The organism is Methylobacterium longum (assembly GCF_022179385.1).
Classification (GTDB): Bacteria; Pseudomonadota; Alphaproteobacteria; order Rhizobiales; family Beijerinckiaceae; genus Methylobacterium; species Methylobacterium longum.
Genome location: NZ_BPQS01000010.1, coordinates 141,300 through 153,977, shown reverse-complemented (window position 1 = coordinate 153,977; position 12,678 = coordinate 141,300). Strand labels below are relative to the sequence as shown.

Genomic DNA, 12,678 nt, shown 5'->3' with positions numbered 1-12,678 from the left:
GAAACCCAGGTGCGGAAACACCGGCGCGATCAACCAACCGTCGAATTCGACGTAGATAGAAGCAGCGATCAAGCGACGTCCAGGCGCGAGCTGCCGAGGGCCAATGGCGGAGTGGAAGCAGGTCCAGTTCCAATTGACAACGCAAGGCACTCAACATCCAAGCGAAATCACCTGAGAGCGCTGTTGCAGCGCTCACACTCGATCTGAGTGCTGACGAGTGAGCTGCGCTTGAAGCGCCGTACATCCCGCACGACGTTTCAGGTCATAGCTGAACCCAGACCGCCCCCGGCGCGGATGAGAAAGGGCGGCGAGGGTCGGGGAGGGAAGCCCAACCCTGACGGCGCGGCCGAACACCCCGGGCAACTGATTCGGGCCAACTATCGAGCGAGGTGCCTTTCCAGCCAGGATTATACCAATCGATCGATTTGAGGTGAGGAAGGGTAGCGGCGAGAGGTGAGGCCGATCGTCGACCATCGGTATGGGATAAGGGCATAATAGCGATACTGCTCAGCTTCATCTGGCCGAACGGTATCATCCACCATCCCGTAAAGTCATTCAGCGTCAACGTCTTACTGAGCTTCGTCGTGGCAGCTGTAGCTAGTATGCCTCCCAAACTGTCCAATTCGGCAGCCTGGGACGTTGCGAGGGCTCACGTGCAGCCTACTCGCGGCTCGATCGAACGCTAGCTACCGCGGTGATCACTCAGCTGCCGCAGGGAGTGCCCTGCAAGCAAGTTCGTGCCAGTTTCTTGCCATAGATGGCAAAACATCCACTGATAACAATGGGATAGCGCCATTATGGAATTTCTGCACACCATGGTCCGGGTGGCCGACCTCGACCGGGCACTCGCCTTCTACGTCGACACGTTCGGGCTGAAGGAAGTCCGGCGCGTCGAGAACGAGAAGGGCCGCTTCACCCTCGTGTTCCTGGCCGCGCCCGGCGATGCCGAGCGCGCGGCGGAGACGCGATCGCCGCTGATCGAACTCACCTACAACTGGGATCCGGAGACCTACTCGGGCGGGCGCAATTTCGGGCACCTCGCCTATCAGGTCGACGACATCTACGATTTCTGCGCCCGGCTGCAGGAGAAGGGCGTCACCATCAACCGTCCGCCCCGCGACGGCTACATGGCCTTCGTCAAGTCACCCGACGGCATCTCCATCGAGATCCTCCAGAAGGGCGGCGCGAAGGCGCCGCAGGAGCCGTGGAAATCCATGGAGAACACCGGCTCCTGGTGAGGCGCCTTCGCCCTTGACCCGGACGGCGGCGCGGGCGCATCTGCCCGCGGATCAGCCGGCCGGGCGGCCGCTCCGGACGCCTCGGCGTCCGGGGAGGAAAGTCCGGGCTCCATGGAGAGACGGTGCCGGATAACCTCCGGCGGGGGCGACCCCAGGGACAGTGCCACAGAGAGCAGACCGCCCCGGATCCGTCCGGGGTCAGGGTGAAAGGGTGCGGTAAGAGCGCACCGCGGACGCGGCAACGCGGACGGCACGGCAAACCCCACCGGGAGCAAGACCGAATAGGGGCGGCGCGCCCTTCGCGAGAAGGGCAGGCCCGCTCTCCAGGCCAGTCGCCCGGGTTGGTTGCTCGAGGCGGTCGGCAACGACCGTCCCAGAGGAATGGCCGCCACGTCGGTGCGCGCGAGCGCACCGGCCCTACAGAACCCGGCTTATAGGCCGGCTGATCCACCGCCTCCGCGAAACCCGGCGCCCGCGCCATCCCGTCATCCGCCGCCGGCCCCGGGGCAGGGCTGGCGGGCGGGATTTCGCGCGCGACAAAAACCTTCGGTTAACCTTGCCGGGTTCAGATCGGTCTGCGCGGCAGCGCCAAGCTTGTGCGTTGACGATCCTCCGAGGCCCATGATACCCGGCATCCTCCCGTCAACGGCGTGTATCGGATCGCCGGGCGCCACCTGCTCGAGAGCAGGTCCCGTCCGTGCGCGGCGTTCTGCGCGCTTCGCATCCGATGCCGTTCCCGTCACGCGCGCCGCGCCCGCGCGGTCCGGTACAGGGCATCATGAGACGCACCAGCCGCATTCGCGACCGGGTTTCCGGCGCGCGCCGACACTCCGCCCCGGATCGCGCCAGCGCGGCGGGCCGCCCATGATCCGGCGTCGCCCGTCATCCGGACTGCCGGCGGGGGCCGGCCCCGCCGCCGGGTCATCCGCCCAGCCGCACGTGCCGGTCCTGCTCGACGCGGTGGTCGAGAGCCTCCGGACCGAGGGCGGCATCGCCGTCGACGGCACCTTCGGGGCCGGCGGCTACACGCGCGCGCTGCTGGCGCGCGATCCCGCCCTGCACGTGGTGGCGATCGACCGCGATCCCACCGCCATCGCGGGGGGGCAGACCCTGGTCGCGGAGTTCGGAGGGCGCCTGCGCCTCGTGCCGGGCCGCTTCGGCGAGCTCGATACCCTCCTGGCCGAGGCCGACGTGCCGCAGGTGGACCGGGTGGTGCTCGATATCGGCGTCTCGTCGATGCAGCTCGACGTGCCGGAGCGCGGCTTCTCGTTCCGCAACGACGGGCCCCTCGACATGCGCATGGGCGCCGACGGCCCGAGCGCGGCCGACATCGTCAACGAGGCCGACGAGGCGGTGCTCGCCGACATCATCTACCATTACGGCGAGGAGCGGCGCTCCCGGGCCGTGGCGCGGGCGATCCACGAGGCCCGCCGCCGCGGCCGCATCGAGACCACCGCGCAGCTCGCCGACCTCGTCGCCGGCGTCGTGCGGGTCGAGCCCGGCAGCCACATCCATCCGGCGACGCGGACGTTCCAGGGCCTGCGGATCGCCGTCAACGACGAGCTGGGCGAGCTGGTCCGGGCGCTCCACGCGGCCGAACGGGTGCTGAAACCCGGCGGGCGGCTGGCCGTCGTGACGTTCCACTCGCTCGAGGACCGGATCGTCAAGCAGTTCTTCGCGGCGCGCAGCGGCCGGTCCGCGCAGGGCTCGCGCCATCTGCCGGGCGCCACCGCCGAGGTCGTGCGCAGCTTCCGCCTCGCCACCAAGGGACCCGTCCTGCCGGACGAGGCCGAGACCGCGCGCAACCCCCGCGCCCGGTCGGCCAAGCTCCGCGCGGCCGAGCGCACCGAATCCGACGTTCCGGAGCCGCTGGCGGCTCTGACGGCCCTGGCGAGCCTGCCGGACGCCGCCCGCTTGGGTCCCCGCCGATGATCCGCCTCCTGAACCTCCTGGCGGTGGCCGGGCTCGTCGCCTCGGCGATCTACGCCTACTCGATCAAGTACGACACGCTCTACCAGGGCGGTCAGGTCTCGAAGCTGCAGACGGCGCTGCACAAGGAGCGGCAGGCGATCGCGGTGCTGCGCGCCGAGTGGCAGCTCCTGACGCGCCCCGACCGCCTCCAGGCGGCCGTCGACAAGCACCTCGCCCTGGAGCCGATCGGTACGGCGCATCTGGCGCGCCTCTCGGACCTGCCCGCCCGGCCCGAGCGCGGGGACGAGATCGGCCGGCTGCTCGCCGCCACGGCGACGCCCAAGGACAAGGGCACGATCGAGCCGCGTACCACCGGCTCGATCACCCGCACCGTCACCACGACCCGCACCCCGACGACGGCTTCGAGGTAGTCCCCCGTGTCCGAAGATGCCGACCAGATCCTAGACGCGGCGCACCCGGCCGAGGTCGCCGAGCACGAGGCCGCGATCCTGGAGGCCGCCGCGCTGGCCCATGCCGCGGCCGCGCCGCGCCTCATCGAGGAGGCGGCGCACGAGCCGGTGCCGCGCGCCGAGCGCGCCCGGGCGTTCGTGCGCAGCATGTTCCGCCTGGCGATCGAGCGCTCGCACATGCGCGTCGCCCTGGTCGGACTGGTCTTCGTGGGCGTCTTCGGGACGATCTCGGCCAAGCTCCTGATGATGGCGATCTTCGGGGAGCCCCCCAGCCAGGAGCACCGGGTCGCGGCCGCGTCCTCGACGGCCTTCCGGCCCGACATCGTCGACCGCAACGGCGAGATCCTGGCGACCGACATCCGCACGGTCTCGGTCTTCGCCGAGCCCGGCAACATCTACGACAAGGACGAGGCGGTGGAGCTGCTCACCGCGGTCCTGCCGGAACTCAACGCCTCGGAGCTGCGTGCCAAGCTGTCCTCCCGCAAGGGCCGGAGCGGCGCGGGCTTCGTCTGGGTGAAGCGCGAGCTGACGCCGAAGCAGCAGGCCGAGGTCCACCGGCTCGGCATCCCGGGCATCGGCTTCCTGCCCGACCACAAGCGGGTCTATCCGAACGGCACCGCCGCCGCCCACATCCTGGGCGCCACCAACCTCGACGGCATCGGCATCGCCGGGATGGAGAAGTACATCGACTCCACCGGCCTGCAGGCGCTCAACAGCTTCGGGCTGGTCAGCAAGCAGGCCGACCTCAAGCCGGTGCAGCTCTCCCTCGACCTGCGCGCGCAGTTCGCGGTGCGCGACGAGCTCGCCTGGGGTATCGACCACTTCAAGGCGAAGGCCGGCGCCTCGATGATCCTGGACGTGAAGACCGGGGAGGTCATCGCCCTCGTCTCCATGCCGGATTTCGACCCGAACGACCCGAAGGACGCGCTCTCGCCCGACCGCATCAACCGCATGAATGTCGGCGTCTACGAGATGGGCTCGACCTTCAAGGCGATGACCCTCGCCATGGCGCTCGATTCCGGCAAGTACAACGTCAACTCGACCTTCGACACCCGCGGCGGCGTGCTGAACTGGGGCCGCCAGAAGATCCACGAATATCACGGCACCAACCGCGTCATCACCATGCCGGAGGTGTTCACGCACTCCTCCAACATCGGCTCGGCCAAGATGGCGCTCGGCGTCGGCGTGCCCGGCCACAAGGCCTTCCTGAAGAAGATGGGCCTCCTCGACCGGCTGCGCACCGAGCTTCCGGAGAGCGCGGCGCCGATCGTCCCGTCCCGCTGGACCGAGATCAACACCATCACGATCGCGTTCGGCCACGGCATCGCGGTGGCGCCGATCCAGGCGGCGGCGGCCGTGGCGGCCATCGCCAACGGCGGCGACCTGATCACCCCGACCTTCCTGAAGGCGAACCCGGACGAGGCCAAGACCCGCGCGACGCACGTCCTGTCGTCGACGACCTCCGAGGCGATGCGCTACATCATGCGGCTGAACGCCGCCGAGGGCTCGGCCAAGAAGGCGGCGATCCCGTACTACTTCGTCGGCGGCAAGACCGGCACGGCCGAGAAGGTGATCGGCGGCCGCTACATCCACAACCGCCTGTTCACGACCTTCATGGCGGCGGCGCCGATGAACGACCCGAAGTACCTGTTCGTCACCATCATGGACGAGCCGCAGGGCCTGCCGGAATCCGGCGGCTACGCCACGGCGGCCTGGAACTCCGGCGTCGTCACCGGCAGGGTGATCGAGCGGGTGGCCCCGATCCTCGGCCTGCCGCCGCAATTCGAGCCGCCAGTGAGGCCGTTCCCCCAGATGGTCAAGCTCAACGCCTACCACATCAACCAGCTCGGCGGCCCGTGAGGTCGGATCCGTGACAGCCCGGCTCGCCGATCTCTTCCCCGAAGCCGCCGGCCCGTCCGCGGAGCTGACGGTGTCCGACCTCACGGCCGACAGCCGGCAGGTCGCCACCGGCACGGTGTTCGTGGCCGTGCCGGGCACGAAGGCGGACGGACGCCGCTTCGCCGCGCAGGCGGCCCAGCGCGGCGCCGCCGCGGTCGCCGGGGAAGGGGCACGGCCCGCCGACCTGCCGGACGCGGTCGCCTGGATCCCGGTCGCCGATGCGCGCCGGTCCCTGGCCCTGGCCGCCGCCCGGCTCGCGGGGGCGCAACCCGGGACCGTGGTGGCCGTCACCGGCACCGCCGGCAAGAGTTCGGTGGCCGACTTCGTGCGCCAGATCCTGGCGCGCCTCGGCCGCGACGCCGCGAGCCTCGGCACGGTCGGCATCGTCACCAATCACGGCGCCCAGTACGGCTCGCTGACCACCCCGGACCCGGTGACGCTGCACCGGACGCTGGCGCGGCTCGCAGCCGAGGGCATCACCGATCTCGCCATGGAGGCGTCCTCGCACGGGATCGAGCAGCGCCGGCTCGACGGCGTGCGGATCTCCGCGGCCGGCTTCACCAATCTCGGCCGCGACCACCTCGATTACCACGCCAGCATCGAGGAGTATCTCGCCGCCAAGCTCCGGTTGTTCACCGACCTCTTGCCGATGGGCTGCCCGGCGATCGTCAACGCCGACGGCGCCTACGCCGACCGCGTGATCGCCGCCGCCGAGGGAGCCGGCCGGCCCGTGCGCACGGTCGGTCGCGGCGGTCGGGACCTGCACGTCGAATCCGTCCGGACGGAGGGGTTCGCGCAGGCCGTCCGCCTCATGTTCGCGGGCCGCGCCCGCGCGCTGCGCCTGCCGCTGGTCGGCGAGTTCCAGGTCGAGAACGCCCTGGTGGCGGCCGGCCTCGCGCTGACCACCCCGGCGGGAGCCGCCGATCCCGACGGGGTCTTCGCGGCGCTCGACCATCTCACCGGCGTGCCGGGCCGGATGGAGCGGATCGGCGAGGCCCGGGGCGGCCTCTGCCTCGTCGACTACGCCCACAAGCCCGAAGCGTTGGAGAGCGTGCTGACCGCGCTGCGTCCGTTCGCGTCGGGCCGTCTGATCGTGGTCTTCGGCTGCGGCGGCGACCGCGACCGCGGCAAGCGGCCGCTGATGGGGGCCATCGCGCAGCGGCTCGCCGACACGGTCATCGTCACCGACGACAATCCCCGCACCGAGGAGCCCGCCTCCATCCGCCGGGCGATCCTGGCGGCGGCGCCGAGCGCGGAGGAGATCGGCGACCGGGCCGAGGCGATCCGCAGCGCCGTGGGACGGCTCCGGTCCGGCGACGTGCTGGTGGTGGCCGGCAAGGGTCATGAAACCGGCCAGATCGTGGGAGATCGGACGCTGCCGTTCTCGGACCATGAGGCCGTGCGCGCCGCGATCACCGAGACCACGGCCTGACGGCGACAGGGGGCTGACCATGACTGCACTCTGGACCCGCGCGGAACTCGAGGCCGCCACGGGCGGGCGCCTGATCGGCGAGGGCCGCCCCATCGGCGGCGCCTCGATCGACACCCGCACGATCCAGCCCGGCGACCTGTTCTTCGCGATCCGCGGCGAGGCCCGCGACGGTCACGACTTCGTCGCCGACGCCCTCGGCCGCGGGGCCGGCGCCGCGGTGGTGACGGAAGGCCGCGCCGCAGATCTGGCGGCGCGCGGCCCCGTCCTGGCGGTGCCGGAGACGGGCGCGGACCCGGTCCTGACCGCGATGGTCCGCCTCGGCGCGGCAGCCCGCGCCCGCACGGATGCCCAGGTCGTGGCGGTGACGGGCTCGGTAGGCAAGACCGGCACCAAGGAGGCGCTGCGCCACGTCCTGTCGGGGCAGGGCGAGACCCATGCCTCGGCCGCCTCCTACAACAACCACTGGGGCGTGCCGCTGACGCTCGCCCGCATGCCGGCCGCCACGCGCTACGGCGTGTTCGAGATCGGCATGAACCACGGCGCCGAGATCGTGCCGCTCGCCGCTCAGGTCCGGCCCGACATCGCGCTGATCACCACGGTGGAGCCGGTCCACATCGAGCACTTCGCGTCGCTGGCCGCCATCGCGGACGCCAAGGGCGAGATCTTCTCCGGGCTCAGGGCCGGCGGCGTGGCGATCATCAACCGCGACGCCCAGCACTTCGATCGGCTCGTCGCCCACGCGCAGGCCTCCCAGGCCGGCCGCGTGGTCAGCTTCGGCGAGCACCCGCAGGCCGACGTGCGCGCCCAGCGGATCGTGCTGCGCCCCGACCTCTCGGTGGTCGACGCGGTGGTGATGGGACAGCCCGTCACCTACAAGCTGGGCACCGCCGGGCGCCACGCGGCGCTGAATTCCCTCGGTGTCCTGGCGGTGATCCACGCTTTGGGCGCGGACCTCGCCCAGGCCGCCCTGTCGCTCACCGGGCTGACGCCCCCCGTCGGGCGCGGCGAGCGCACCGCCCTGGAGATCGGCGGCGGCACCGCCTACCTCGTCGACGAGAGCTACAACGCCAACCCCGCCTCGGTGCGCGCCGCGCTCGCGACCCTCGCGGGAATTGAGACCGGCCCGCGCGGGCGGCGCATCGCGGTGCTGGGCGACATGCTGGAGCTCGGCGCCGCCTCGGCCGAACTGCACCGCGGCCTCGCCGAGGCGATCGAGGCCGCCCGGATCGACCTCGTCTTCGCGGCCGGTCCCCTGACGCGCCACCTGTTCGAGGCCCTCCCGGTGAGCCGCCGCGGCGGCGTGGCCGACACCGCCGCCGAGCTGGTCGAGCCCCTCGCCGGGATCCTGCGATCCGGCGACGCCGTGATGGTCAAGGGCTCGAACGGCAGCCGCATGGGCCGGATTGTCGAGGCGCTGAAAGCCCGCTACGCGATCGACCCGACGCGGCGCGCCCTCGCGAGCGCCCCATGACCGGCACGCCCGAGCCGTCCCGGACGCTCGGTGCCGCCCCTGAAACCTGTGCCTGAACAGAGGGGCCGAACGCCCGGATGCTATACCTTCTCTCGGAATTGAGCGGCACCTTCACGCCGTTCAACGTGTTCCGCTACATCACCTTCCGCACCGGCGGCGCGCTGTTCACGGCGGGCCTGTTCGTGTTCTGGTTCGGGCCCTGGATCATCTCGCTGCTGCGCCTGCGCCAGGGCAAGGGCCAGCCGATCCGCGAGGACGGTCCGCAGACCCATCTGCTGACCAAGCGCGGGACGCCGACCATGGGCGGCCTGATGATCCTGGCCGGCGCCGTCGTGGCGATCCTGCTCTGGGCGAACCCGCGCAATCACTACGTCTGGGTGACCCTGACGGTCACCCTCGGCTTCGGGGCGATCGGCTTCTACGACGACTACCTCAAGGTCACGAAGCAGTCCCACAAGGGCTTCTCCGGCAAGTTCCGGCTGACGCTCGAGGCGTTGATCGCGATGGCGGCCTGCGTGACGATCTCGGTCTATTCCCCCGTCACGCTGCAGAACCAGCTCGCGTTTCCGGTCTTCAAGGACGCGCTCCTGAACCTCGGCTGGTTCTACGCCCTGTTCGGCGCCTTCGTGATCGTCGGGGCGGGCAACGCCGTGAACATGACCGACGGCCTCGACGGGCTGGCCATCGTGCCGGTGATGATCGCCTGCGGCACCTTCGGGTTCATCGCCTACCTGGTCGGCAACTCGTTCACGGCGAGCTACCTGCAGGTGAACTACGTGCGCGACACCGGCGAACTCGCGGTGGTCTGCGGGGCGGTGATCGGCGCCGGCCTCGGCTTCCTGTGGTTCAACGCCCCGCCGGCCCAGATCTTCATGGGCGATACCGGCTCCCTGGCGCTGGGTGGCCTGCTCGGCAGCGTCGCGGTCGCGACCAAGCACGAGATCGTGCTCGCCATCGTCGGCGGCCTGTTCGTGCTGGAGATGATGTCGGTGATCATCCAGGTCGCGTCGTTCAAGCTGACGGGCAAGCGCGTCTTCCGCATGGCGCCGATCCACCACCATTTCGAGCAGAAGGGCTGGAAGGAACCGCAGGTGGTGATCCGCTTCTGGATCATCGCGGTGATCCTGGCGCTCGCCGGATTGGCGACGCTGAAGCTGCGCTGAAAATCTGTGCTAGACTCCCCGATCGAGCGGCCGATCCAATCCAGGCCCTCATCCTGAGGTGCCGGAGCGGAGCGGAGGCCGCGAAGGGGCCCTCCAGGGATCGCGCGCTGAACTGGAGGGCTCCTTCGCGGCCCGCTGACGCGGGCACCTCGGGATGAGGCGGTGGATGGGAGCGGCGACCGTCCCCTGCTGCATTTGAGTTCCGCATGACGCCCATCACCACCTTCGCTGAGCGCACCGTCGCCCTGTTCGGGCTCGGCGGCTCGGGGCTCGCCACGGCGCTGGCGCTGAAGGCGGGTGGGGCCGACGTGCGGGCCTGGGACGACAATGCCGACAGCCGCGTGCGGGCGCAGGAAGCCGGGATCGCGACGCAGGACCTGCGCGAGGCCGAGTGGTCGGGCTTCGCCGCCCTCGTCCTCAGCCCCGGCGTGCCCCTGACCCATCCCGAGCCGCACTGGAGCGTCCGGCTCGCCCGGGATGCGGGCGTCGCGATCCTCGGCGACATCGAGCTGTTCTGCCGGGAGCGCCGGGCGCAGGCGCCGGGCGCGCCGTTCGTGGCGATCACCGGCACCAACGGCAAGTCGACCACCACGGCGCTCATCGCCCACGTCCTCGCCCGGGCGGGCCGCGACGTGCAGATGGGTGGCAATATCGGCACCGCGATCCTGTCGCTGGAGCCGCCGTCCGTCGACCGCGTCCACGTGATCGAGATGTCGTCGTTCCAGATCGACCTGACGCCGGGCCTCGACCCGAGCGTCGGCGTGCTGATGAACATCACGCCCGACCATCTCGACCGCCACGGCACGATGGAGCAGTACGCGGCGATCAAGGAGCGCCTGATCCGCGGGTCGGGCCTCGCGGTCGTCGGCATCGACGACGGCCCGAGCCGGGCCATCGCCGAGCGCCGGGCGGGCGACCTCGTGCGCGTCCACGTGCCCCACGGCGAGGTGCTGTGCACCGAAGCGCTGACGGTGCGCGACGGCCTCGTGCGCGACCCGCAGGGCGCAGTCCTGGCCGACGTCAACGGGATCGGCTCGCTGCGCGGGGCCCATAACTGGCAGAACGCGGCCGTCGCGGTGGCGGTGGCGCGGTCGCTGGGCCTCTCGCCCGAGCAGATCCAGTCCGGGCTGAGCTCGTTCCCCGGCCTGCCGCATCGGATGGAGGAGGTCGGGCGGCGCGGCCCCGTGCTGTTCGTCAACGATTCCAAGGCGACGAACGCGGATTCCACCGAGAAGGCGCTCACCGCCTTCCGCGACATCCACTGGATCCTCGGCGGCAAGGCCAAGGATGGCGGCATCTTCCCGCTGGTGCCGTACTTCGAGCGCGTCGCCCACGCCTACCTGATCGGCGCGGCCTCGGACGCCTTCGCGGCGACCCTGGAGGGGGCGGTGCCCTACACGCGCTGCGAGACCCTCGAGGTGGCGGTCCCGAAGGCGGCCGAGAACGCCGCCGCCTCGGGGGCCCCCGAACCGGTGGTGCTGCTCTCGCCGGCCTGCGCGTCCTACGACCAGTTCCGGAACTTCGAGATCCGCGGCAACCGCTTCCGCGAGCTGGTGCAGGCGCTGCCCTGAGGCGGCGCCCGCCGCCCTCAGCGGGCCAGGACCTTGGCGGCCTCGCGCGTCGTCCCGACCGCCTGCGAGACGTCGGCCACCGACTGGACGATCGCCCCGATATTGCCGGTGATCGCCGTGACGGCGCCCGCGGCGCTCTGCATGCTCTCGGCGAGGTCGCGGGTCACCGCGCTCTGCTCCTCGATGGCGGCGGCGGTCGCCACCACGGTCTCGCGCATCACCGAGACCGAGGCGCCGATCGAGCTGAGCGCGCCCACCACCTCCTGCGAGACCCGCTGCACGCTGGCGATCTCGCCGTTGATCTGCCCGGTGGCGCGGGCGGCCTGATCGGCCAGCGCCTTGACCTCGGAGGCGACCACCGCGAAGCCGCGCCCCGCCTCGCCGGCGCGGGCCGCCTCGATGGTGGCGTTCAAGGCCAGCAGGTTGATCTGGCCGGCGATGTTCTGGATCAGGCCGACGATGCCGGTCATCGCCGTGGCGGTCTCGGCCAGCCGCTTGGTGTGGCCGTCCGCGTCCTGGACGCAGGCGTAGGCGGTGTCGGTGGCCCCCTGCGAGCGGACGATGCTCTGGGACATCTCCGCCACGGAGGCGGCCAGTTCCTCGGCCGCCGCCGCCACGGTCTGGACGTTGCCGGAGGTCGAATCCGCCGCCGAGGAGGCGAGAGCGGCGGCGTCGGTCGAGTGGGCCACCGCGTGCTCGATCTCGCCGAAGTTCCGGTCGATCATGATCCGCAGGTCGGCCAGCAGGCGGACCTGGTCGGTGATGTCGGTGGCGAACTTCACCACCTTGTAGGGCCGCCCGGCGGCATCGAGGATCGGGTTGTAGGAGGCCTGGATCCAGACCTCGCGCCCGTCCTTGCCGATCCGCCGGAACTGGGCCGCCTGGTAGGTCCCGTTGCGCAGGGCCGCCCAGAACGCCCGATAGGCCTCGCTCTCGCGGTAGCCGGGCTCGACGAACAGGCTGTGGTGCTGGCCCACGACCGCGTCGCGGGCGTAGCCCATCGTGGCCAGGAAATTGTCGTTCACATCGATCACGGTGCCGTCGAGGTCGAAGGCGATCACCGCCTGGACCTTGTGGATCGCCGCGATCTGCCCGGCCCGGTCGGCCTCCTCGGTCCGCTGGCGCGTGATGTCGGTGGCGAACTTCACGACCTTGTAGGGCCGGCCGCGGCCGTCCAGCATCGGGTTGTAGGAGGCCTGGATCCAGATCGGGCGACCGCCGCGGCCGACCCGCTGGAACTGACCGGACTCGAAGGATCCGGACCGCAGGCGCTCCCAGAAGGCCCGGTATTCCGGCGTCTCGCGCTGGACCGGGTCCATGAACAGGCTGTGGTGCTGGCCGACGATCTCCGGCAGCGTGTAGCCCACGACGTCGAGGAAGTTGCCGTTCGCCGAGAGGATCCGGCCCGCGAGGTCGAATTCGATGACGCCCTGGACTCGGTCGAGGGCCGCGAGCTTGGCATGCGCTTCACGGGCATTCAGGGCAGCGAACATGGCGGGTGCGGCTTCCGCTTGGCGGATCGC

At 70.9% G+C, this 12,678-nt stretch carries 9 protein-coding genes and 1 other RNA gene; 9 read left to right on the top strand and 1 reads right to left on the bottom strand.

The features are described from left to right. Positions 1–797 precede the first annotated feature (797 nt). From MFF58_RS12175 to murD, 9 genes are all read left to right on the top strand, one after another. Complete coding sequence (locus tag MFF58_RS12175; RefSeq protein ID WP_238287663.1) at positions 798–1,238, top strand: VOC family protein; 441 nt, start codon at positions 798–800, stop codon at positions 1,236–1,238. 51 nt (positions 1,239–1,289) lie between these two features. Next, positions 1,290–1,688, top strand: an RNA gene (gene rnpB, locus MFF58_RS12170) — RNase P RNA component class A. A gap of 414 nt (positions 1,689–2,102) precedes the next feature. Beyond that, a complete protein-coding gene (gene rsmH / locus MFF58_RS12165; protein ID WP_238287661.1) occupies positions 2,103–3,170 on the top strand; it encodes a 16S rRNA (cytosine(1402)-N(4))-methyltransferase RsmH in 1,068 nt (355 codons plus the stop codon). After that, positions 3,167–3,580 (top strand): cell division protein FtsL, encoded by a 414-nt coding sequence (gene ftsL, locus MFF58_RS12160; protein ID WP_238287659.1) that lies wholly within the window; start codon positions 3,167–3,169, stop codon positions 3,578–3,580. The genes rsmH and ftsL overlap by 4 nt, the downstream gene beginning before the upstream one ends. 6 nt (positions 3,581–3,586) lie before the next feature. Beyond that, positions 3,587–5,479: a peptidoglycan D,D-transpeptidase FtsI family protein gene (locus MFF58_RS12155; RefSeq protein WP_238287658.1), complete on the top strand. Its 1,893-nt coding sequence runs from the start codon at positions 3,587–3,589 to the stop codon at positions 5,477–5,479. Between the two features lie 10 nt (positions 5,480–5,489). After that, a complete protein-coding gene (locus tag MFF58_RS12150; RefSeq protein ID WP_238287656.1) occupies positions 5,490–6,950 on the top strand; it encodes a UDP-N-acetylmuramoyl-L-alanyl-D-glutamate--2,6-diaminopimelate ligase in 1,461 nt (486 codons plus the stop codon). Positions 6,951–6,969: 19 nt separating this feature from the next. Beyond that, positions 6,970–8,421, top strand: coding sequence for a UDP-N-acetylmuramoylalanyl-D-glutamyl-2,6-diaminopimelate--D-alanyl-D-alanine ligase (locus MFF58_RS12145; RefSeq protein WP_238287655.1), 1,452 nt, complete (start codon positions 6,970–6,972; stop codon positions 8,419–8,421). A gap of 77 nt (positions 8,422–8,498) precedes the next feature. After that, entirely contained in the window at positions 8,499–9,584 is a 1,086-nt protein-coding gene (gene mraY / locus MFF58_RS12140; RefSeq protein WP_238287654.1) for a phospho-N-acetylmuramoyl-pentapeptide-transferase, read from the top strand. 206 nt (positions 9,585–9,790) lie between these two features. Beyond that, a complete protein-coding gene (gene murD, locus MFF58_RS12135; RefSeq protein WP_238287652.1) occupies positions 9,791–11,155 on the top strand; it encodes a UDP-N-acetylmuramoyl-L-alanine--D-glutamate ligase in 1,365 nt (454 codons plus the stop codon). A 17-nt stretch (positions 11,156–11,172) separates the two neighbouring features. On the opposite strand, the gene MFF58_RS12130 is transcribed toward murD, so the two are convergent. Continuing rightward, positions 11,173–12,648, bottom strand: coding sequence for a methyl-accepting chemotaxis protein (locus MFF58_RS12130; protein WP_238287650.1), 1,476 nt, complete (start codon positions 12,646–12,648; stop codon positions 11,173–11,175). Positions 12,649–12,678 lie beyond the last annotated feature (30 nt).

Coding starts and splice junctions, on each gene's coding strand:
- MFF58_RS12130 (WP_238287650.1), bottom strand. CDS start 12,648: ATGTTCGCTGCCCTGAATGCCCGTGAAGCGCATGCCAAGCTCGCGGCC.
- MFF58_RS12145 (WP_238287655.1), top strand. CDS start 6,970: ATGACTGCACTCTGGACCCGCGCGGAACTCGAGGCCGCCACGGGCGGG.
- ftsL (WP_238287659.1), top strand. CDS start 3,167: ATGATCCGCCTCCTGAACCTCCTGGCGGTGGCCGGGCTCGTCGCCTCG.
- MFF58_RS12175 (WP_238287663.1), top strand. CDS start 798: ATGGAATTTCTGCACACCATGGTCCGGGTGGCCGACCTCGACCGGGCA.
- rsmH (WP_238287661.1), top strand. CDS start 2,103: ATGATCCGGCGTCGCCCGTCATCCGGACTGCCGGCGGGGGCCGGCCCC.
- mraY (WP_238287654.1), top strand. CDS start 8,499: ATGCTATACCTTCTCTCGGAATTGAGCGGCACCTTCACGCCGTTCAAC.
- murD (WP_238287652.1), top strand. CDS start 9,791: ATGACGCCCATCACCACCTTCGCTGAGCGCACCGTCGCCCTGTTCGGG.